The organism is Ferdinandcohnia sp. FSL W7-1320, from assembly GCF_038050315.1.
GTDB classification, from domain to species: Bacteria; Bacillota; Bacilli; order Bacillales; family Bacillaceae_L; genus Ferdinandcohnia; species Ferdinandcohnia aciditolerans.
Genome location: NZ_JBBPAM010000001.1, coordinates 4,401,006 through 4,422,200, shown reverse-complemented (window position 1 = coordinate 4,422,200; position 21,195 = coordinate 4,401,006). Strand labels below are relative to the sequence as shown.

At 36.7% G+C, this 21,195-nt stretch carries 22 protein-coding genes; 9 read left to right on the top strand and 13 right to left on the bottom strand.

Going from position 1 to position 21,195, the window contains the following annotated elements; translation table 11 throughout:
- The first annotated feature begins 78 nt into the window (after positions 1–78).
- From NST91_RS21580 to mnhG, 3 genes are read left to right on the top strand one after another with little or no spacing between them, the layout of a single operon-like run.
- Positions 79–555 carry a Na+/H+ antiporter subunit E gene (locus NST91_RS21580; protein ID WP_341332773.1) on the top strand — a complete coding sequence of 159 codons (477 nt, stop codon included), beginning with the start codon at positions 79–81 and terminating at the stop codon, positions 553–555.
- Entirely contained in the window at positions 555–842 is a 288-nt protein-coding gene (locus tag NST91_RS21575; protein WP_309100504.1) for a Na(+)/H(+) antiporter subunit F1, read from the top strand. The genes NST91_RS21580 and NST91_RS21575 overlap by 1 nt, the downstream gene beginning before the upstream one ends.
- A complete protein-coding gene (gene mnhG / locus NST91_RS21570) occupies positions 817–1,194 on the top strand; it encodes a monovalent cation/H(+) antiporter subunit G (RefSeq protein ID WP_341332772.1) in 378 nt (125 codons plus the stop codon). Before NST91_RS21575 ends, mnhG begins: the two co-directional genes overlap by 26 nt.
- Before the next feature lie 37 nt (positions 1,195–1,231).
- On the opposite strand, the gene NST91_RS21565 is transcribed toward mnhG, so the two are convergent.
- From NST91_RS21565 to NST91_RS21535, 7 genes are all read right to left on the bottom strand, one after another.
- Entirely contained in the window at positions 1,232–1,708 is a 477-nt protein-coding gene (locus NST91_RS21565) for a UCP033725 family protein (RefSeq protein WP_341332771.1), read from the bottom strand.
- Positions 1,709–1,757: 49 nt separating this feature from the next.
- Positions 1,758–2,006, bottom strand: a complete 249-nt coding sequence (locus NST91_RS21560) for a hypothetical protein (RefSeq protein WP_341332770.1) — start codon at positions 2,004–2,006, stop codon at positions 1,758–1,760.
- 105 nt (positions 2,007–2,111) lie between these two features.
- Positions 2,112–2,720, bottom strand: a complete 609-nt coding sequence (locus NST91_RS21555) for a hypothetical protein (RefSeq protein ID WP_341332769.1) — start codon at positions 2,718–2,720, stop codon at positions 2,112–2,114.
- Between the two features lie 19 nt (positions 2,721–2,739).
- On the bottom strand, positions 2,740–2,862 hold the full coding sequence (locus NST91_RS21550; protein ID WP_341332768.1) for a hypothetical protein: 123 nt from the start codon (positions 2,860–2,862) through the stop codon (positions 2,740–2,742).
- Between the two features lie 177 nt (positions 2,863–3,039).
- The gene (locus NST91_RS21545) at positions 3,040–3,246 is read right to left on the bottom strand and encodes a hypothetical protein (RefSeq protein WP_341332767.1); all 207 of its coding nucleotides are present in this window, start codon (positions 3,244–3,246) and stop codon (positions 3,040–3,042) included.
- A 15-nt stretch (positions 3,247–3,261) separates the two neighbouring features.
- Positions 3,262–4,458: a hypothetical protein gene (locus NST91_RS21540; RefSeq protein WP_341332766.1), complete on the bottom strand. Its 1,197-nt coding sequence runs from the start codon at positions 4,456–4,458 to the stop codon at positions 3,262–3,264.
- Positions 4,459–4,481: 23 nt separating this feature from the next.
- Positions 4,482–5,252, bottom strand: coding sequence for an enhanced serine sensitivity protein SseB C-terminal domain-containing protein (locus NST91_RS21535; RefSeq protein WP_341333582.1), 771 nt, complete (start codon positions 5,250–5,252; stop codon positions 4,482–4,484).
- Between the two features lie 221 nt (positions 5,253–5,473).
- Between NST91_RS21535 and NST91_RS21530 the strand changes: the two genes are divergently transcribed.
- A complete protein-coding gene (locus NST91_RS21530) occupies positions 5,474–6,010 on the top strand; it encodes a ribonuclease H-like YkuK family protein (protein WP_341332765.1) in 537 nt (178 codons plus the stop codon).
- A 1,197-nt stretch (positions 6,011–7,207) separates the two neighbouring features.
- On the opposite strand, the gene NST91_RS21525 is transcribed toward NST91_RS21530, so the two are convergent.
- From NST91_RS21525 to NST91_RS21510, 4 genes are all read right to left on the bottom strand, one after another.
- Entirely contained in the window at positions 7,208–7,822 is a 615-nt protein-coding gene (locus tag NST91_RS21525) for a PH domain-containing protein (RefSeq protein ID WP_341332764.1), read from the bottom strand.
- A gap of 227 nt (positions 7,823–8,049) precedes the next feature.
- Positions 8,050–9,153 (bottom strand): GerAB/ArcD/ProY family transporter, encoded by a 1,104-nt coding sequence (locus tag NST91_RS21520; RefSeq protein WP_341332763.1) that lies wholly within the window; start codon positions 9,151–9,153, stop codon positions 8,050–8,052.
- Positions 9,154–9,179: 26 nt separating this feature from the next.
- Complete coding sequence (locus NST91_RS21515) at positions 9,180–10,268, bottom strand: Ger(x)C family spore germination protein (protein ID WP_341332762.1); 1,089 nt, start codon at positions 10,266–10,268, stop codon at positions 9,180–9,182.
- Between the two features lie 29 nt (positions 10,269–10,297).
- On the bottom strand, positions 10,298–11,821 hold the full coding sequence (locus NST91_RS21510) for a spore germination protein (protein WP_341332761.1): 1,524 nt from the start codon (positions 11,819–11,821) through the stop codon (positions 10,298–10,300).
- Positions 11,822–12,019: 198 nt separating this feature from the next.
- On the opposite strand from NST91_RS21510, the gene NST91_RS21505 reads away from it, so the two are divergent.
- The 4 genes from NST91_RS21505 (at position 12,020) to NST91_RS21490 (ending at position 16,315) form a co-directional block, all read left to right on the top strand.
- Positions 12,020–12,808 (top strand): hypothetical protein, encoded by a 789-nt coding sequence (locus tag NST91_RS21505; protein WP_341332760.1) that lies wholly within the window; start codon positions 12,020–12,022, stop codon positions 12,806–12,808.
- A gap of 7 nt (positions 12,809–12,815) precedes the next feature.
- On the top strand, positions 12,816–13,283 hold the full coding sequence (locus tag NST91_RS21500; protein WP_341332759.1) for a hypothetical protein: 468 nt from the start codon (positions 12,816–12,818) through the stop codon (positions 13,281–13,283).
- Between the two features lie 321 nt (positions 13,284–13,604).
- Positions 13,605–14,969: a 23S rRNA (uracil(1939)-C(5))-methyltransferase RlmD gene (rlmD, locus tag NST91_RS21495; protein ID WP_445724518.1), complete on the top strand. Its 1,365-nt coding sequence runs from the start codon at positions 13,605–13,607 to the stop codon at positions 14,967–14,969.
- A 377-nt stretch (positions 14,970–15,346) separates the two neighbouring features.
- On the top strand, positions 15,347–16,315 hold the full coding sequence (locus tag NST91_RS21490) for a cation diffusion facilitator family transporter (protein ID WP_341332757.1): 969 nt from the start codon (positions 15,347–15,349) through the stop codon (positions 16,313–16,315).
- Positions 16,316–16,370: 55 nt separating this feature from the next.
- Here NST91_RS21490 and NST91_RS21485 read toward each other — a convergent pair whose 3' ends face one another.
- Positions 16,371–17,903: a glycine betaine uptake BCCT transporter gene (locus NST91_RS21485; RefSeq protein WP_341332756.1), complete on the bottom strand. Its 1,533-nt coding sequence runs from the start codon at positions 17,901–17,903 to the stop codon at positions 16,371–16,373.
- Positions 17,904–18,141: 238 nt separating this feature from the next.
- Here NST91_RS21485 and NST91_RS21480 point away from each other — a divergent pair, with 238 nt between their 5' ends.
- A complete protein-coding gene (locus tag NST91_RS21480; RefSeq protein ID WP_341332755.1) occupies positions 18,142–20,766 on the top strand; it encodes an EAL domain-containing protein in 2,625 nt (874 codons plus the stop codon).
- A gap of 121 nt (positions 20,767–20,887) precedes the next feature.
- Here the strand turns inward: NST91_RS21480 and NST91_RS21475 are convergent, their stop codons facing one another.
- The gene (locus NST91_RS21475) at positions 20,888–21,181 is read right to left on the bottom strand and encodes a hypothetical protein (protein ID WP_099352882.1); all 294 of its coding nucleotides are present in this window, start codon (positions 21,179–21,181) and stop codon (positions 20,888–20,890) included.
- Positions 21,182–21,195 lie beyond the last annotated feature (14 nt).

Genomic DNA, 21,195 nt, shown 5'->3' with positions numbered 1-21,195 from the left:
GCGTGAAAAGGTGACGGATGAAGAGTATCTTTTGAAAAATCCCGTGGTTATTCTTTAAATAAGAAAGGGGTGGTATCAATGCCCATGCAGGTTTTAATTAATTTGTTAATCGGTTTTATTTGGATGTTCCTTCAGGATAGTTGGTCCGTGTTAACCTTTTTTAGTGGTTATTTATTTGGTCTAATCGTGCTATTTATACTACGGAGGTATTTCCCTCATCAATTCTATATCGTGACTTTGGTTGCTATTTTACAATTATTTTTTATTTTCATCCAAGAATTATTTACATCCAGTGTGTTAGTTGTTAAGCAAGTTATGCGTCCAAAAATTAATATCACACCGGGCATTTTTACCTTAGAGACGGAACTAGAAGGGGACTTGGAGATAACCTTGCTTGCGATGTTATTAACGTTAACCCCTGGTTCGGTGGTTGTTGAAGTATCACATGATGAGAAAAAGTTTTATATACATGCTATGGATATTCCGGAATCAAGCGATGCTGTCATACGTTCAACGGAAAAATTTGAAGCGGCGATAAAGAGGGTGACGCGATAATGATCAGAATCATTTTAATAATTTCATTGTTTTTTTTAACATTCGCTATTTTTGCGACGATTTATCGGTTAGTGAAAGGCCCCTCAGCCTCTGATAGAGTCCAAGCGCTTGATGTCTTAGGGATTAATATCATTTCGGGAGTAGCTATTTTTTCCGTGTTTTTAAGGAATACTGGTTTTTTTGAAGTGATTTTATTAATTGGGATTCTTTCCTTCATCGGAACGATTTCCTTCGCGAGATTCATTGAAAGAGGTGTTGTAATTGAGCGGCGTAAGCAATCCGATTGAGGTGTTAGAAGTCATTGCAGTTTTATCGATATTAGTGGGAACTGTCTTTAGTTTTTTAAGTGCAGTTGGTTTAATTAGATTACCTGATTTATATTCCCGTGCTCATGCAGCTTCAAAAAGCTCAACGATGGGCGTTCTGTTTACTCTTGTAGGAACGTTTCTATTCTTTATCATGGAAGGTACTTTTAGTATTCGCTTATTTCTAGGAATCTTTTTCGTATTCCTTACAGCTCCAGTCGCGGCACATGTAATTGTGCGCTCTGCTTATCGCTCTAAAGTTCCCCTTGCAGAACAAAGCGTGCAAGATGACTTGAAAGGCGTTATTGAGATTGAAGGGGAGAGGGAGCAGTGAAGGCTTCGAAATAAAAATGCCTAGCCTTTTTATAGGGTTAGGCATTTTTGGTTGTTCTTAAATATTCTTGAATCTTGTTACTGGCAATTGTTTTCCGAGATTCAGGCTGGTTCTCCCACTTTAAGATTGGCTTTTTTATTTCAACTAACGAATCAATGTCTTCAAGTTTTGCCTCTTTTTGGTAAACAAATTGTTCGTATTTGATGAAACCGTAATTATTTACATCTTCATACTTCTTGCTAAATAATAGTATGTAATTATTTTCTAATGTAGAGGTATCAACCCCATAGGTTTCAAATTCCTTTCCTTTAAAAATTGCGTTAATCTTTAACTCATAAACTAGCTCAACATCATCAAGGGAAACCTCTTTTATAAAAATATCTTTATGCTTGTTTCCTGCTAAATCAATAAGTTCTTGAAAGCCGTTATTTTTATATACACATTTTAAACGAAGTACTTGACCCCGAATATTCACTGGGTAGTTCTTATTCTGATAAATTGCATATACGCTCATAATTGTTTCCTCAGTATTATTTTAAAATTTAAAACCTAGGGGAAATTTCTTATTTAGATAGATTATGAAACTTGTTCAATCCACGTACTCTTTTAATAAAATTTTCTAATGCTTGTTCCTCACTGTCGAAATCTTTTTCGGAAATAGCATTTGCGCGTTCGTCTGTTGTGGAAACCTTCCAGGTATTTCCCTGTTGACTGATTAACACCTCGTTCGGACTAATGTCATGATCATTATACCAGTTAAAGAATTGTAGATTCTCGTCTTTAATTATTTGCAGTGCCTGTTCTTTCGTCATATAATGACCACATCTCCTCTATATCAGGGCTCTTTTTCTAGTTTTAAAATATCTCTTCAACAATCATTCCTCGACGAGATTAATATTGATCATGGTTATGTTGATTTATTTTATTAATAATTCGATATCTTCATCATCAAATTTTTCATTTAGAAGCCCTTGCAGGGTTAGTTTTTGCTCAAGTTCTTTAATTAAATACAAAGAATAAGTCAATCGATACAAAACAAAAATACCTCGATTTACACTCAGTGGCATAGTGGTAAAGCTTTTTTTGTTGTTAACATCAATATAACTAATTAGCATGTTATTACTATTATCTATCTCACAGTGAATAGTCTGTGAACTTATTGTGTTGAAATGATAATATTTACTTGAAATCCCAAGTTTTTGGAAATAGGCAATTAGCTCATTAGTGTTTTTGAAATCATGAACTGGGTTATCAGAAGGGAAAATTTTATAGAAAAAGAATTTCTTTAATAATTTAATTAAGAAATACTTTGTTGCTTTTGCTCCATCATTAAACATAACGATGTTTTCTTTCTTTGGATTAGGTTGTCTTTCAAAGTTAATTTCAGAATACTCATATTTACCATTGCTAAACTCGAGTTGAGCATAATTTTCGTAAGGTGACTTCACTTCCATCAAGATATGATTATCATGTTTAATTGCAATACCTACATATTTGCATATTTGTAATAGTTGATCTTTGTCCATTTATTTCATTCCCTTTTTCTTATTTAATATAACCATATTTGATTAAGCTCTCGACTGTCGCAGGAACTTTGTTACCGAAGTCATCTACAACCTCTATTTTTGAATAATATTGCGTACCTCCGCCAACCTCATCAACAACCAACGACCCTACCGCTCAAAAGTTCCCCTTGTATCATAAAGCGTGCAGGGCGATTTGAAAGGCGTGATTGAGATTGAAGGGGAGAGGGAGCAGTGAATGTTTTGAAATAATAAAAATGCCTAGCCCATTAAGGGTCTAGGCATTTTTGGTCTTTACCATAACCAATGAAGGTTTGCTAGATTACACATTAGAATTTCTTGCATTATTCTGGTGCTTAATAATTACCTGATAAGCATCATTCGCACTTTGTTGGGCTTTTTCAGCATCTTCTTTTGAGATTTCAATAGTTGTCATCTGAACAGCAATTTCACCTTGGTCAAATGTCAGGAAGTACTGACCATTATTTTCGTGAATATCAATGCCATAATCTGAGAATATTTTTTTCACTTTTTCCTCACTCCTTTAATCTAAAAATAAATCAGTTACTACTAATTTATCAAGTGGGACTTGATCGATGGTAGCCTCAGGTATTCCTCCGCCGGTATAGCCACCAGGAATCCACTGTTCATTCGCACCTAATTCATTACCATCTGGCATTCTTAGTCCTGTTGGATGAGATATGTCGATTCGAACTGGCGTTTCGCCAAGTGTGCCTGGTTCTAAACTTAATAATTCCTCTAACTTTGTTACATTTCCATTGGATTGGGTGATTAGTTCGTCAGCAACAGACTTTGGCATCACGAACGTTCCTCCAGGTGGTCCTAATGGTCGTGTTGGTGCTGCCCAAGCGATTTTGGTAACACCATCATCAAATTTGGCTAAATGATTTACGATATACTCTTGTGGTAAATAGGTCGAAGGGTCAGGACGATTTCCTTTATTAGTCTGTAATATTTCATCTACAATTCTTGGTTCAATCGTAAATCCCACGTCAGTTGGGTCTATTGCATCAGGTTTATTACTAGAGCCTGAATTATCAACGATCCGAACCCCACCAACCTCATCAACAATATTTGCTCCTCTTGATAATTTTATTGCTTTATCAATACCTTTTGCACCTACAACTGCCAACGCAATTTCTCCAAAAGCGCGACCAAACCAATTTCCTCGACTTTCAGCATCACCGTTAACAACATCTTCGTTCCATGATGTTTTGATTGCATCCCATATCGCTTTTCCTGTTTCAACTGGGTGTTGAATAACATGAACTAATCCTTTAATCGTTTCTATTGGGTGTGTAATTGCATGCCAGATCCCTTCTACAGTGGATGCGACGGCATCCCATAGTCCTGTTGCAAATCCTTTAACAGACCTGCCGACAACTCCAAAGAAATCTCCAACCGAATCCCAAAACGACTTTGTAGGAGGCGCGGTTAAATGTTGTGAGTGAGAGTTTACTTGTTTATCAGCTTGTTCATACCGAGTCATGGTAGTATCCACGAAACTATACAGTTGATTGAGACGTTTTTCTATATCATGTATGGAAGTAGCTACATTATTTAGATTTAATGCAATGCCCTGCCTACTAGTGATTTGACTGTCAATCGCATGGCGTAGACTAGATACTCGACTCTGTGTATCTGTTAAATCGGAAGTGATTCCTTTTAACCGACTGTTTGAGGAGCGGACACTATTCACTTTTATGTCTATTTGAGCCATTTCGAAACCTCCTTTCGTGAATATTATCGAAACAAGGAATTCAAATCATTTATTGCTGTACGAGTATAAAAGGGGTTGGTCTGATCTATAATCGAATTTGTTAGTGGCAAATCTTCTGGTAGAATCACAATTTCAATTTGCTGATTAGAAAGTGTATCAACGGTTTTAAACACATCCAATACTAGTTTCTCGGAACTTTTCGCATCTTGATTGTCTACCGTTAATCCAATAAATGGAATCGGCTTACTTGCACTAGCGGGATTGTATATATGGGTAAAGTATGCGTTTTTGATTGAAGGAAAGCTTTTTAAATTGTCGGAAATAACACTTAGAACAGATTGAGGGATTCCTTCCATTTGGTTTGTTAAGAAATTCTGTTTTTCTTCAACACTTAACTCCTCAAAAAAGTAATGTAAAATTCTTCCGTCCCGTAGTGTTTCGAGTTCCTGTTGGATAATCTTTTTACTAACATCAAAACCAGGGTTAAGAACCCATGGGGTATCTGACTCAATTAGTTTTAGTAACATACGTGTGGAGATTTTTATATATTTATAGTTTCCCTTATAGATGGAGTTGAATTTCTCAATACTTGAATACACAGGGAGAACAAGCTCATTATTCATTTCTATATACTTTAAATTCAAAATAGGTTCTCCATTTGTGCTGGAGGAAACCGTGCCGATTGCAACCACCTCTAAATCCAGGAGGGCTTTATAAAAATAATAGCGCTTCTCAGGATTATTTATGGCTTCTGACAGAATGGAATCAAATGGATCAATTGTTTGTTTTTTCATTTTTTTCACATGCACGCTCCAATTTAGGATTATGGTAATATTATACAATCAAAAAGTGGGTGAAAGTAGGTAACAAAGTACTAGGAAAAATAGCATGATTTTTATTGTGGGGCTTCAATTTTTGTACCAAATCATCATTTAGCACACATTATTCTGTTTCCGGTCATAAAATGTATAAAAGCAGGTCAATAAAGAGACCGGGAAAGTTGTGATATGAATTTATGAAAAACAATTCAAATAATCACTTCTTATTTAAAAATCTCACGGAAAAACGGATGTCATTTGATCGAGTTTTTGAGCATATTACTGAGTTCATGCGCTCCCAACCTAGTGGGAAATTCAGGCTCATTATTGGGACAGATTCTCAAGTGCACCCAAGACAAACTACCTTTATAACAGGTGTTGTCATCCTTAATGAAGGAAAAGGTGTCTGGGCATGTATCCGAAAAGTGGTTGTTCCAAGGAGAATGGAACAATTGCATGAGCGCATTTCCTATGAATTATCATTATCGGAGGAAGTTGTTTCATTGTTTACCGAAGAGAAGAAAAATCAACTCATCGATATCGTGCTCCCTTATATATATGATGGTGCTTCATTCACAATGGAGGGGCACATTGACATCGGAGCAGGGAAGAGAAACAAAACACGTGAATTTGTGAAGGAAATGGTGACACGAATGGAAGCAATTGGTGTGGAACCGAAAATAAAACCAAATGCATTCGTGGCCTCATGCTACGCGAACCGTTATACCAAATAGAGTGTTAGAGTTGGATTGCCACTTAATTCTGGTAAAACGGAATCGGTGCCTGGCACCCAGTGAGTATCGTAATCTTGCAATCTCGCTGGGAATCAGGCACCGATTTTTTATGTAGATTTAGAAAAGTTGTAGTATGAGCTTGCTACGAGGGATAGGGAATTTTAATTACGAGATGAATCCGCGTTGTAGGGGAGAGGAGGGGGAAAACGAACAAGGATTTTTAGCTGTATCCTTTTCAAAAGCTGGATGAAGGGGAAAAAGCAATCTGAATTTAGAAGTGAATCCTCTTCATAGAGGGGATGAAGGGAAAAAGCAATCTGGATTTTGATCTGAATCCTCTTCATAAGCAGAATGAAGGGGAAAATAGGCTTGAATTTAGAAGTGAATCCTCTTCATAGAGGGGATGAAGGGGAAAAGGACCCTGGATTTAGAAGCGAATCCTCTTCATAGAGGGGATGAAGGGGAAAAAGCAATCTGAATTTAGAAGTGAATCCTCTTCATAGAGGGGATGAAGGGGAAAGTAGGCTTGAATTTAGAAGTGAATCCTCTTCATAAACGAGATGAAGGGGAAAAGGAACCTTGATTTTGGTGTGAATCCTCTTCATAAGCGTGATGAAGTCCCGAACGCATCGTTGTCCATTGCTCAAAGTCTTTCATAAGCTGGATGAAGTCCCGAACACCAGGACGTCCATCGCGCAAAGTCCTTCATAAGCATGATGAAGTCCCGAACGCATCGTCGTCCATTGCTCAAAGTCTTTCATAAGCTGGATGAAGTCCCGAACTACAGGGCGTCCATCGCGCAAAGTCCTTCATAAGCGTGATGAAGTCCCGAACGCATCGTCGTCCATTGCTCAAAGTCTTTCATAAGCTGGATGAAGTCCCGAACACCAGGACGTCCATCGTGCAAAGTCTTTCATAAGCGGTATGAAGTCCCGAACGCGCTGGCAGCCGTCGCCGAAAGTCCTTCACAAGCGGGATGAAGTCCCGAACGCCCTGGCAGCCATCACCGAAAGTCCTTTATAAGCGGTATGAAGTCCGGAACGCCCCGGCAGCCGTCATCCAATGTCCTTCATAAACTTAATGGATCCCCCGACCAAACATAGCATGTAGAATCTAGTAAAGGTCTACATCTCTGACATAGATCAAATTACAAAAAACAAAGACGGCATCATCACAATTCGGATGCCGTCTTTTCTATTAGTTATTAATATATTTTTCGAAAACATCACCAAAGTCTTTCCTGAGGTACTTATCCCGTGCTGACGATAGCCAAGAGAAGCCGTATTCGGTTAATTGCTTGTATTCCTCAGCAAGCTGGATTTCTGATGGTCGGGAGTTGTGCAATACTGTTACCGCTTTGTCCAAGCTATTGATCGCCATATCATACATAATATTATTTTCATGAATAACTTCAGAAATATAAACGAGTGCTTTGTATAAATCATTTAATTTATCGATCTGTCTTTTATCCACATCAATACTAAAAGCTTGATTACCTAAGTTGAATTTTATTTCGATATCTAAATCAACTCTACCAGCTGTTTCGAGAAAAACATTTGTGATTTTATGTTGTGAATACGGGTAGCGTTTTAGCATCCGTTTCGATGAAACGGCATTCGCACCATCAACATGGATGAAAGCGGTGTTTGTGAAGCAATACTCATCGGCTTTTGTCTTAATCAAGAAGTAAATCTTTTCATTATCCTCATGTCTAATATAATCATCTGCGTCTGTTTTGTCATAATCCTCTGGACCAATAATTTTTCCGATATCCGATAAACCTAAAGCATCAGCTGCGAATTTTTTTAACATGATAACTTCCCCTCCATACGAAAACATTTCACTCCAAACTCATTATATCGCGTTTGTGATAGGAGTATAACCCTAAATTTCTAAAAAATGGTACTCTTGACGACCCCATTGCCTAAAAACTTAATAAGGGGGCAACTAAACTTCCTTGAAAATTTTGAATCTAAAGCTGGTAAATAAAGACCAATAGAAGATTGAGTTTTCTTAATCCATACACATGCTTAAGAAACTCAACCTTGCTTTTGCTTTTTTATGAACTTACGAATCAGACTGATGATGAAAAGCAGCGGGATATAACCAAATAATAAAGTAGTACCACTAATCAATACCATTTTTTGTATTAGTTGAGTGTAATAGATATCAATAAGTTCGCTATTTACAAAAAGATACAAAGCTAGTAATAAAAGCAGAATATTAGTTGGCTTTATTTTTGGAAGAGTAACTTTTATAGAGCGAACAGCTGACCAAAGATATAAACATATAACTGGCATGATCACTAAGAGCCAGGTGAATATAAAGATAAACTCAAAGCGTTCCAAAAAAGGAAACTGTATGATTTTTATCATTGTCAAGGTTGGCCATGTTAAGTGCTGAATTTTTCCTTGTACAAAAAACATAAAAGAGACAAGCGTTATAAATACAGTTATGATTGTTGTAAACAATAAGCCAAAATGCCCCCACTTGCCCGCCTTTTTTCCGTTTTTTATGAATGGAAAATATACAAGAGCTGTTTCAAACCCTATAAATAATGGGATAGCTGCTTTAATCGAAATAAAATGGTCTTTTAAACTATGATCAAAAAGCGGTTGGAGGTATGACACCTCCAAAAAGCCTGCAATATAAAAAAAGGAAACTAATAAGAAAATGGGAATCACGACACCCCAAAATGCAACTCCAGTAATAACTCGAAATCCCCCAGAGACCAGATAAAAAGCGAGACAACAAAGTAGAAGAGCATACTCCCAACTAGGAATGCCATCAAAAACCCATACTTGGAGAAGGTCAATATAACCATATACAACCGCTATTCCTGCTAGAGAAAAATAGCATGCCAACAATAAATTTAAAACGCCTCCTAGTTTCTTTCCCAGTAGGTCTTTATGAAACGAAAGAATATCGCCTGCGGGAGACTGTTTTAATATATATAGCATCATATAGAACAAAAGGTGAAGGCTTAAACCCAAAGCTAAAATGGACATCCATGCTTCACTAGCAGCCCCTTTACTTACATTTCCTTGATACCTTAATAAAGCAATCCCAATTTGAGAGGTGTGGATTAAAAAAAACAGGAAATATGGAGAGACTTGTTTACTTTCGTTAATCTGACTGTTCATAATTGACCATCCTAGTCTTGTCTAGCCTAGCCCTGAAGGCCCGAATGTATGATTTCTAAGTTCAAATCAATATTGATAGGTAGCGTAGGATATTGCTCATAAAAGGATGTTTTTTCCCAATCTCGATCCTTGGATCGAACTATATTTCCAATACCTAGCGGATCAACACCTGTTTCTTTGAACTTATTTAAGAGTTCCTTGACATCTTCTTGTACATTTTTTTTAATTATACCTTTAATCATTTCAAGATCCTGTGGATTTTCTAAGTTGAAACGGTCCGGATGATGTGTAACTATCCATGTGAGCTTTAAAGAAAGATTTAATTGCTGCTTATCTTTTACCCATTCCCACTTCCTTTTATTTCGAAACCCTTGAATCACAATGACTTCTTTCAGATCCTTTTCGTCAAGGACAATTTCATATATGGCTTGTGTTCGATAATCCTCTAAAATCGAAAAAGTAAAGGTTTCTTTCTCATCCAAGTGAAGTTTGAGCTTATCATTTTTAAAAATACCAACTCGATCAACCTGTATCTTATCGTTCTCGTCAATCGTTATCATTGGTACATACGGATCCATTCCTTCTCCATAGTAATGGTTTAAAAAAACATGCAGGTTCATCTTTGGAAGTTGTTGTCCTGTCATGTTTTGTTTGATTTGATCAGCTAGCGTCAGGTTACCCTTTTTTAGGGAGTTAAGTGTTTCCTTGGCACTGTGGGTAGAAACAGCAATTTGTATATTGGTCGCGATTTCTGGTGTCAAAAGAAGTCGTTCTACTACATCGTTAACACCAGTTTTTGCATAATCATTACCGAACACTATAACCCTAATTTTGGATAAGGCTACTGGGGTACTTGTATGTGTTGACATTTTAGGTCTTAATAGCGCAACTGCATCTGTTTTCTCTTCTAAATATTGAATTTTATCGCTGGACTTGCTCTTGGTATATTCAGGATACAAGGCAGTTCCAACCATATTCCCGTTCTCGTCTAAATCAAAACCAAATACATGTATAATACTCAACTTATCAACAATCTTAGTTCTTGCACATCCTACTAGGCATCCGATACAAACAAATATAATAACAAGTATTCTACCTTTTCTCCGTTTACCCATATAATCTCTGCTTTCTTTTTTAGAAAATTTTATTCTGAGTTCAGTCCATCTTCTGAATCTTGGGATGGGGTTGGAGTATATCGTTTGTTACTTAATGGTCTAAAGTACGATGGACGTTTTTTAAGATTTACGAAACTAGGCCTTATGAAAGAACCAAGTGCCCAGCCTTTACGATAGGGATAGAGGGGGACCATATAAGGAACCCCTAATGACTTGAGTCGAGACAAATGTCCGATTATAAAAAGTAACCCTACATAAATACCTAAACCACCCCAAATGGCAGCTAGTAAAATAAAAGGATATCTTAACATTCTTACAGCAGTTGACATTTTATATATTGGCGTTGTAAAAGAGGCTAAGGCTGAGAGTGCAACAATGATTAACAAAATGGTACTGGTAAGTGCAGCTTCCACAGTTGCCTGTCCGATTACAATTCCTCCGACTATTCCAAGTGTCTGTCCAATTTTTGTGGGCAAACGAGCTCCAGCTTCTCTGAGAAGATCAATTGTTACTTCTAGGAACAAAACTTCAATGACAGGTGGAAAGGGAACGTTGGCTCTTGAGTTAATGATTGGACCAAGCAAGTCTTTTGGTATAACCTCAAAATGGAATGTTAGAATCGCAACATAAAAGGATGTTGCAAACATAGAAAAAAGCATTCCAAAAATCCGTATTAATTTAAAAAAAGATGCGATTAAAGAGGGTAGATAAAAATCCTCTGGATTTGAGAAAAAATCCATGAGATTTACGGGTCCTATTACAGCATAGGAGGATTTATCGGTAATTAGGACAACTTGTCCTAATAAAAGCGATCCCACAGTCCGATCTATTCTTTCTGTTGTTACAAATAATGGAAATGGTGATGAGGAATGATCGGAAATTAATTGTTCCAGCTGAGTATTGTCAAATATAGCATCAACATCAAGGTTTTGTAATCTCTGTGTCGCAGTTTTTACAAACTCAGGATTCGTAACACCATCTATGTAAGCAATGACAACCTTTGTTTGTGTCCTTGTACCAACAACTAATTCATCAAAAATAAGATCTGGTGAATGAAGATGCTCTCTTAGCATATGGAGATTTGTCCCAATATCTTCAATAAATCCAACCTTTGGCCCTATCACACTAAATTCATTTTGTGTGTCATTTGTTTCCCGTTGACCAAGTCTTGCGTTCCCAATCTTAAGTAGAGCAAATTCATCCATTTGATTTTTAAAATAAATAACTGTTGCACCTTCATGAAGTGCCTTTTCAATTTCCTTTGGATCCTTCGTAACTACCATATCCTCAATTGGGATAATATTTTTCAAATCAGATACTTTTTCTACAACAGAAATATTTTCTTTTAAATTCTGTAAAAGGGACTGTTGTAGCGTTTTAGAATCAACTAACGTTTTAAAAAAACTTAATGAAATGTTATTATTTTTCTCAATAGGTGTGATTGTTGTAAAATCACTCGACTTTTTTGCTTTATTAAATACTTCCTCAATGGTTTTTTCTTCAGTTTCATAACTGTTAACAGTTTGTTTAAAATCCTTCTTTTTCCAGAACATACCTCCACCTAACCCCGTATAAAGTGCAAATACTTTCAATTAGTATTTAACAACAAAGAAGGAAGTATTCACCATCCACGAATGACTTTCTACTAAACGTATCTTCATTTTAGATATTTCGATTTAGGTTGGGGAAGATTACCTCTTATACTGGCTTTATAAAATTGGAACAAGCGGATGGAGGCTAACCTACACGTCATGAACAATTACACGAATGATAATTCGGCAAGACGTTATATAGCAAATGTCAGTATATTTGGTACATCTATCATTCACTTGAGGAACCCATATATTATTGCTTGGTGGTCGGCGGCTTTTCCGGGGTTTGGCCATTTGCTATTAGACAAATATCATCGTGGATACCTGCTAATTATTTGGGAAGTTATTGTAAATATTAATGCTAACGTAAACCTTGCAATGATTCATTCATTTCATGGAAATATAGAAATGGCCAAGAACATCTTGGACACGAGATGGCTCCTTATGTACATACCTGTCTACATTTTTGGGATTTGGGACAGCTACCGATCAACAATTGATCTTAATAATATGTATATACTTGCCGACCATGAGAACCATCGATTTAACACTTTTAGCATGGGGGCTGCTGGTATCAACTATTTGGATAAAAGAAATCCAATCCTAGTTATTATATGGTCATTGTTCATGCCAGGGTTAGGTCACCTCTATAATCATAAAACGATTACGGCTTTCTTTCTAATTATTTGCTGTGTAATTTTTTTCTACTTTTCACATGCTCTAGAAGCTGTCTCTCTATTGTTCTTAGGTAAAGTAAACGAAGCTACAAAAGTTTTAGATCCAGAGTGGTTCTTGTTTTTACCATCAGTTTTTGGTTTTGCTATTTATGATTCATACATTAATGCAGTTGAAAATAACAAGTTATACGAAAGGGATCAACGGAATTTCTTAAGAGAAAATTACCAATCAAGTCAATTTCAAGTTCTCAAAGGACAAAAAGTGAAGTGATAAATGAATGCAGGTATTTGCAACGTTTAAAAATAATGATTATTTAGAGATTGCCATCGTGGAGATAGAGAAAAAGGGGATAAAGAGCGAAAATATTTTTGCGGTTCCGCTTGATAATCCAAAAGAAGACGTAAGACTATTTGATACATTGAAAGAATCGGATGGCACCACTCTTTTTGATATTGGGGCGGCACTTGCTACGGCGTTTGCTGTAATTGGTGCAAGCCTTGGATTTAACCTAACTTGGGGGCAAATTTATTGGGGATTAATTGGTGCAGTAGTTGGATTTATGATCGGCTTTGCAATCAGACTATATGTAGAGATTGTATATAAAAAGAAAAAGAGGTCACAAAATGGTAAAATTGCTGAAACCATTCTTATCATCGATTGTGATGAATTACAAGCAAAGCAAATAGAAGATATTCTATGGGAGTACCATGCCTTAGGTGTTGCCATAGTAAAGGGAAATACATAAAATCCTACTTATAAACGAAACCTGTCCTTTTGAAGAACAGGTTATTTTGCTTTTGTGAAGAAAGCCAGATGCTCTTTTGCTATTCTAATTAGGAGGGACTCCAGCTATAAATGGCAGAATGTTAATACTTTCTAGGGGTGTAGGAATTCCAAATTTATGAGTTGTGCTTTATACTTGGTTAGTATGTTGTAAAAAAGGATAGAAATGGACTATACTTATATTTCTTCAGAGCCTGAAAACGACAAGATTTATTAACTTGAATATAGACAAAAAGGTTTACCTAGGGAGGAACAATAATTGGCAGTAACGAAACCAGAAACGATGATTGTTGAGATAAAAAAGTTAGATGAAAAAGGATCAGGTCAAGGGGTCGTGTGGCGTGAAAATGAGCACGGTAATAAAAAAAAGCTAAAACTCACGATTCCGCAAACCTTAATTGGTGAGCAGGTTCGTGTAACGGTAGACCAACCTGATCGTAAACGAAGAAAGGTGATGGCTGAGGAAATCCTAGCAGCAAATAAACAACGTCTTGCACCACCCTGTCCTCATTTTGAAAAATGCGGTGGCTGTGTATGGCAGCATTGGGATTACAAGGGACAGCTTCAGTACAAAACAAATTATGTAAAGCGACAAGTTGAATCACAAGGTTTTAATCCGGACCTTGTTAAAGATACCATTGGAATGGACGAGCCATGGCATTACCGAAATAAGATGGAATTTACCTTCTCTCCTGAGGGGTCACTAGGTTTACATGAACAAGGAAACTTCCGAAAGATCATTTCCCTTGAAACATGCCTAATTGCAGGTGAAAAAATGGTGGAAGGTGCTATGGAAGTTGCACAGTGGGCAAAAGACCATCAGCTACCTGGCTATAACAAAGATCAGCATGAAGGTCTTCTTCGACACCTTATGGTGAGACAATCATTTGCTACTGGTGAAATCATGCTTGCCATTTTTGCAACTGAGGCACCAGAAGGCAATCTTAAACATGCCTCAGATGATTTAGTGAAACGAATCGAAGAAAAATTTCCAGAAGTAAAAAGCTTACTTTGGCTTGAAAATACGGACTGGGCAGACCGAACTCAATCTGAAGAAACGCATGTATTAGCGGGGCGTGATTTCATTTATGAGGAAATGGATGGATATCGTTTCCGTGTCTGGTTTGACACCTTCTTCCAAACAAACCCAACGCAAGCTCAAAAGTTAGTAGACCTAGCTGTGGAAATGGGGGAACCTAAGAAAACAGAAAAAATGATTGATCTTTTCTGTGGTGTTGGAACATTTTCTCTACCATTTGCCAGTCGTGTTGAAAAGCTTGCAGGTATTGAAATTGTTGAAAGCTCAATTGAGTCTGCAAAACGCAATGCAAAAGATAATGGTTTATCAAACACGTATTTCTTAGCTAAGGACGCAAGAAAAGGAATTGATGAAGTGCTTGAGAGTTTTGGACGACCAGAGTTACTTTTACTTGATCCTCCACGCTCAGGTGCCGGCGGTAAAGTAATGAGAAGGATTGGTCGCTCACAGCCAGAAAGAATTGTCTATGTTTCTTGTAACCCAGAGACTTTTGCAACGGATATTAAAGAACTTGAGCCTTTTGGATACACCCTAAAAATGGTTCAACCAGTGGACCTATTCCCACATACTGTGCACGTTGAAGCAGTTGCATTACTTGTAAAAGAATAAAGATAAGCTAAAGCCTTCCGGGTGTTCCGGAAGGCATTCTTTTTTGGTTCCGAATCGGGCTATATGTCCGATAAAATTAGGACTATGTCCGATATCTTAAAAGTTATGTCCGATAAAATCAGGATTATGTCCGATATCTAGAGTGTTGTGTCCGATAAATCAGTAACTTTGTCCGAAATCCAGCTAACTTCTTCCATCAATACCCCCTTTACATAGTCGGCCTTACGGAGAAACCGCCGGAAGGGTTTAAATCTGGCCCGAAATGGAAGTATGCGGAAACACATCCATTCCAGATTTACCGCAATTCTTCTGATAAATTTTTCAAAAGTAATAAATACTACAAGTATTACCAAAAGAATCATCCTTTGGAGGTCTTTATGTCAAAAAAGCAAAGTTTATTAAAGAACGGAAATAAGTCATCTTTGATTGCTTCTATTGTAAATACTATAATTGCGATTATTAAAGGAGTTGCATACTTCTTCACGGGGAATGTCGCGATGTTTGCTGAAACAATGCATTCACTAGGTGACGCAGCCAATCAATTTTTCGTATACATTGGTAGTGCATTAAGTAAAAAAATGCCGAACGAAAAATATCCAAACGGTTTTGGCCGCCTTGTTAATTTGGTTTTACTCGGTGCCGTGATCATTGTAGGGATTATGAGTTATGAAACAATAAAAGAGGGATATCATCATATTAAACACCCAACCGAATCGAGTGGGATTGCCATTAATCTGTCTGTTTTAGGGTTAGCTGTAATTTTGGAGTCTTATGTTCTTTTTAAGGCGATGAAGGAAGTTTTACATGAGGCACGGGTTGAAGCTAAAGGATTTGCAGCAATCGGCAAAAGTTTCAACAATTTAGGGAGAGCTACACCTGCCACGAAACTTGTATTCATGGAGGATTTAGTCGCAACCCTTGGTGGAGTCATTGCAATTCTTGGAATTCTGCTTTCCTATTATGGAGGTTGGCATGCCGCAGAAGGAATTGCATCAATCATAATTGGATTAATGATGTTTTACGTAGTGGGCAGAGTATTCTTGGATAATGCCAAAGGGGTACTTGGTGAAGCGGATGAAGAGCTAGAAAACAAAATTGCTGAGCTTATTTATACAAATCCAGAAATTAAAGACATAAACGCATTGTTTGCCATGAAGGAAGGAGAGGATTTCCATATCGAAATGAAGCTGGAGATAGACTGTAATATAACTGTTAGAGAGGCTGTTAAAATAAAAGAACGCATTGAGGAAAAAATCCAAGCAATGAATGGAGTGACTGATGTCATCATTGAATTTGTAGAAGATGATGGGGTTAAATCATGGAAACAAGGGTTAGTTACTAAGTGAAACCGAAAAGATTTTGCAAATCAAAAAAACCGGCACAATGCCGGTTTTTTGATTTTTACTGCTGTGGAGCAGGAGATTTTTTCTTAGGTTTTGGTTTCAAATACAAACCTAGTTCTTTTTTCTCTTTTGTTAATGAACGATATAGTGAAATCATCATCAGCACCATTATTATTGAAAATGGGAAAGCTGCTGCAATAAGGGCATTTTGTAATGCCTGTAAACCACCGCTATATAATAAAATAGCAGCTACTGTTGATTGAAGGATTCCCCAAGTCAGTTTTACAGTATTTGGGGGTGTTAGTGAACCGTATGTGGTTTGCATACCAAGTACAAATGTAGCTGAGTCCGCAGATGTAATAAAGAATGTCGAAACAAGTATAATCGCAACCACTGATAAAACCACCGATAGAGAAGATTCATTAAAGATTGCAAAAAGTACTTCTTCTGTAGCAAATTGTGAGAGATCCACGTTTCCTTCCTTTTGAACTTCTACAGCAGAAGTCCCAAATGCTGCAAACCAGATAAAGCTTACTAATGCCGGAAGCAATAAAACACCGATAATAAATTGTCGAATTGTTCTTCCCTTTGAGACACGGGCAATAAAAATACCTACAAACGGTGACCATGAAATCCACCAAGCCCAGTAGAAAATAGTCCAACCGTTAATCCAAGAACGGTGTTCTTCATTAAGTGGAGCAATTCTAAAACTCATCTGTACAATATTTTGTATATATCCACCAAGTGTATCTGTAAACATATCAAGAATCAGAACTGTAGGACCTGCTACAAACATTAAAATGAGAAGGGCAAGTGCTAAAATCATATTTGCATTACTTAAATATTTAATCCCTTTACTTAATCCAGACCATGCGGAAATCATAAATAAGACGGTAACAACAGCAATAATGATTAATTGAATGAAGAAACTAATCGGTATATCAAGTAAATAAGCTAACCCCCCATTAATTTGTGCTGCACCAAACCCTAGCGTTGTCGCAACACCTACAACCGTTGCAAATACGGCTAGTACATCAACCAAGGTACCAAGTTTTCCTTCCATTGCTTTTTTGCCTAGAACAGGCTTTAATGTAGCTGAAATTAAACCTGGTTCACCTTTTCGAAAATTAAAATAGGCTAAGGCGAGTGCAACGAGTGCATAAATTCCCCAAGCATGTATTCCCCAATGGAAAAATGTATAGCGCATCGCTTCTTTTTGGGAAGCGTTTGTAGCACCCTCTGCTAAAGGGGGAGTCATATAATGGGAAAGAGGTTCTGCTGCCCCCCAGAAGACAAGTCCAATCCCCATCCCAGCACTAAATAACATCGCAAACCATGATATATTTGAATACTCAGGTTTCTCATCAGGTTTTCCTAATCGAATTGCCCCAACTGGGCTAAAAATAAGGAAAACGCAGAATATCACAATGATTGTGACTAAAATAAGGTAATACCATCCAAAGGCTGATGTAATAAATGATTGAATATTACCTGTTACTTCTTCAAAACTTTTTGGTGCTGCAACACCAAATATGACAGCTGCAAGAACGATAGCAACCGAAATCCAAAAAACATTTGATATTTTCTTCATCATATAACCCTTTCTTTTACATTAACTTTTATGTAAACATAGTTTTCCCACAAAAGTTTAGCTATATTAGGTTAACAGAGTTTACTACTTTTTGCCAATAATCCTGACTTTTGATCTGAGTTGAGACTGTATGATTTGGTTAAACAAAAACTGAAAAAAAGATGTAGATTTTATGATATTATTATCATAACCACAGAGAAAATATCGATTTACATATAAATAAATCAGGGGAGACTTTATGCTAGGATTTTTGCAGATTAAAGGCAAGATAAATACGGATTTAATCCTATTAGTAACCCTGGTAGGATTTGTATTATTAGCCTCTCATTTCAAATTAACGTTACTTTATGGAATTACTTTTACATTTGCGAGTATTTCAGTTTTTTTAATACTTCGCATTTTTGGCTATACCACCGCGATTGTAACGAGTTTAATTGCCATCTTTATTGCCATGTTTTTTTCAAACAGTCCCTATTATGCAGTGATCATGCTTGTTGAAGTCATATTTGTTGGAGCCTTTTTCTTAAGAGGGCGAAAAGCAAAAATGTTTTTCGTTGACTTTTTTTTCTGGACTTTTATAGGAATAGCCCTGCTCTTTATTTTCTGTCGAGAATCACTGTCAGGCAGTGCACTCTATTTTCAAATCTGTAAAGATGTTGCAAATGGTCTTTTTAATGTATTAGTTGCAGATATGTTGCTAGCTTATTTCCCATTCTATAAGTTTGTTAAAAATAAACGAATCAGCAAAAATAATGTATCAGTACACCAATTCTTATCCCAAATCACCATTTTAACAATTCTTGTTCCGTTCTTTATTAGTGTAGTTACAAATACATTAAACACCTTTGAAGTTATTAAGAAGGACTTAGTTAATGTTAGTGAAACGAGAGCAAATCGGATAGAAAACGACCTGTATCAACTAAAAAAAGCAAACGGAAGTATCGACATTAATCAAATTGAAGAAATATTATGGCGAAATAAGAACCAAGATACCGATATTACGGTATTGGACAATAGAAATCATGTCATTTCATCGACAGCGTTGGCGGATTTTGATCCGAAAAAGTATGAAATTCGGAAGATATCACCTAATGTTTTTGAGGCTTTACCGGTAGCTAACAATGAAATGCAGCCGATTACAAGGTGGGACGATGCTTTTTATTTTTATATAAGAGATACGGATTCATACCGAATTATGTTGCAGTACCCAATCGCTGGGTATCAACAACAAATTTTTAATATTTCTCTCGACCAACTAAAATACTTACTCATTCTAGCAGTTTCAGCCATATTGTTTGTAATGGCTGTTAGCAGAATGCTCACGAATAACCTAAGGCAACTGACAACAATTACAACTGGATTACCACAAAAGCTGCGTTCTTTAGAAAATATTGAATGGCCGCAAGGTTCAATATCAGAACTTCGCATCTTGAGTAAAAATTTAAAGAAAATGGCTGATAAGCTAAAGGAGTTATTTCAAGAGAGCATTGAGATGAACCACATTCTAAGAGAACAAACTTCAAGATTGAAGGAATCCGAGGACAAGCTTCATAAACTTGCTTTTTATGATAGTTTAACATACTTACCCAATCGTTATTTCTTCCAAAAATATGTACGTGAATTAATTCGAAATAACCATGACCAAATGTTTGCGATTATTTTTATCGACCTCAATCAATTTAAACAAATCAATGATACATTAGGTCATGATGCAGGAGATACACTTCTAAAAGCAACTGGTAACAAGCTAAAGAAGTTGCAAGAAGACACTAGACAGGTTTTCAGACTTGGAGGGGACGAGTTTGTTGTTGTCCATTCTGTTGATAGCAGAGATGAGATAGATAAAACATTAGACATGATTGTCAAAGAATTTTCATCCTATTATACAATAGCGGGTCAAAATCACTATATAACTGCAAGTATAGGGGTCAGTGTGTACCCGGAAGATGGTAAAGATTTAGATACATTAGTAAAATATGCTGACATTGCAATGTACACCTCGAAGGAGAAAGGTGGCAATAGGGTTCAGTTTTTCAATGGGTCCATGAAAAATAAATTTCAAGAGCGTTTAGAAATAGAAAATGCTCTGCGTACTGCAGTGGATAAGGATCGGTTTGAACAATTTTATCAGCCGAAGACAATGGCAGGTAAGATCACAAGTATTGAAGCATTGATTCGTTGGAATGATCCCATATTAGGGGTGGTTTCACCTGGAGTTTTTATTGGTGTAGCTGAAGAAATAGGTCTCATTTCGCAAGTTGATGAGTGGTCTCTCACCCAGGCCTGTAGACAAAATAAACAATGGCAGCTTGAAAACCTTCTTCATGTTCCGATTTCGGTAAACCTATCGGCCAAACATTTTCAACAAGATTATCTTGTTTCAATGGTCAATAAGGCATTGCAAGATTCTGGATTAGAGCCACAATATTTAAAGCTTGAGATTACAGAAAGTGTATTTATTACGAATCAACAGCATGTTGCTGATCGGATTCGAAAACTGAAAGAGCTAGGAGTTCAAATTTCAATTGATGATTTTGGAAAGGGATACTCGTCTCTCTACCAATTATTGAAGCTTCCAATTGACGAAATAAAAATCGACAGACAATTTATTCATAATATCGATAAAGATGAGAAAAAAGCGTTATTAGTAAAATCGATTTTTGATATTGCACATGGACTTCAGTTGAACGTGGTGGCAGAAGGTGTAGAAACTTGGAATGAATGTGATATCCTTGTGAACATGGGGTGCGACGAGATACAAGGCTTTTTATTCAGTCGGCCAATTAATAAAGTTGATATGGTTGAATTTATTCATAAAAAGTCAATAAGGTCTAAAGAGGCTGTCATAGGAGAAATAGACTGAATAAAAAGGAGGTTTCACATCGAAAACCTCCTTTTTACATGTATTTAGTGACACCTGCTCGAGGTCACAAATTTCTAAGGAAAGAGTTCGTCGCGTGTTTGTCGCCGATAAGAGGCTCTTTCTAGATTGTAATATTTACATCGCCATCTTCTGTAATTTCAACGGTTGTGTAGCTCTCAAATGTTGACATTTCCGTAATTTCACGTTTCTCATTGCTTGCAAAACTTTCCATGTATCTTTGATACGTTTCTGGATCCTTGACAATGTGATAGAAATACGTCATTTTTCCATCGCTATCACTATGTGTCCTTAAGAAAAATCTGTCCTTAAACTCATTTTTAAACCACTCTCTGGCTTCCATATGATTCGAAAAATCTGGCATGTTGTCATAAATAGATGTTATATCAATGTTCATGTTGATTCACCTCT

Coding starts and splice junctions, on each gene's coding strand:
- NST91_RS21555 (WP_341332769.1), bottom strand. CDS start 2,720: ATGGACAAAGATCAACTATTACAAATATGCAAATATGTAGGTATTGCA.
- NST91_RS21575 (WP_309100504.1), top strand. CDS start 555: ATGATCAGAATCATTTTAATAATTTCATTGTTTTTTTTAACATTCGCT.
- NST91_RS21485 (WP_341332756.1), bottom strand. CDS start 17,903: ATGAAGAAAATATCAAATGTTTTTTGGATTTCGGTTGCTATCGTTCTT.
- NST91_RS21500 (WP_341332759.1), top strand. CDS start 12,816: ATGCAGGTATTTGCAACGTTTAAAAATAATGATTATTTAGAGATTGCC.
- rlmD (WP_445724518.1), top strand. CDS start 13,605: ATGATTGTTGAGATAAAAAAGTTAGATGAAAAAGGATCAGGTCAAGGG.
- NST91_RS21480 (WP_341332755.1), top strand. CDS start 18,142: ATGCTAGGATTTTTGCAGATTAAAGGCAAGATAAATACGGATTTAATC.
- NST91_RS21580 (WP_341332773.1), top strand. CDS start 79: ATGCCCATGCAGGTTTTAATTAATTTGTTAATCGGTTTTATTTGGATG.
- NST91_RS21540 (WP_341332766.1), bottom strand. CDS start 4,458: ATGGCTCAAATAGACATAAAAGTGAATAGTGTCCGCTCCTCAAACAGT.
- NST91_RS21490 (WP_341332757.1), top strand. CDS start 15,347: ATGTCAAAAAAGCAAAGTTTATTAAAGAACGGAAATAAGTCATCTTTG.
- NST91_RS21515 (WP_341332762.1), bottom strand. CDS start 10,268: ATGGGTAAACGGAGAAAAGGTAGAATACTTGTTATTATATTTGTTTGT.
- NST91_RS21560 (WP_341332770.1), bottom strand. CDS start 2,006: ATGACGAAAGAACAGGCACTGCAAATAATTAAAGACGAGAATCTACAA.
- NST91_RS21520 (WP_341332763.1), bottom strand. CDS start 9,153: ATGAACAGTCAGATTAACGAAAGTAAACAAGTCTCTCCATATTTCCTG.
- NST91_RS21565 (WP_341332771.1), bottom strand. CDS start 1,708: ATGAGCGTATATGCAATTTATCAGAATAAGAACTACCCAGTGAATATT.
- NST91_RS21530 (WP_341332765.1), top strand. CDS start 5,474: ATGAAAAACAATTCAAATAATCACTTCTTATTTAAAAATCTCACGGAA.
- NST91_RS21475 (WP_099352882.1), bottom strand. CDS start 21,181: ATGAACATTGATATAACATCTATTTATGACAACATGCCAGATTTTTCG.
- NST91_RS21505 (WP_341332760.1), top strand. CDS start 12,020: ATGAACAATTACACGAATGATAATTCGGCAAGACGTTATATAGCAAAT.
- NST91_RS21510 (WP_341332761.1), bottom strand. CDS start 11,821: ATGTTCTGGAAAAAGAAGGATTTTAAACAAACTGTTAACAGTTATGAA.
- NST91_RS21525 (WP_341332764.1), bottom strand. CDS start 7,822: ATGTTAAAAAAATTCGCAGCTGATGCTTTAGGTTTATCGGATATCGGA.
- NST91_RS21535 (WP_341333582.1), bottom strand. CDS start 5,252: ATGAAAAAACAAACAATTGATCCATTTGATTCCATTCTGTCAGAAGCC.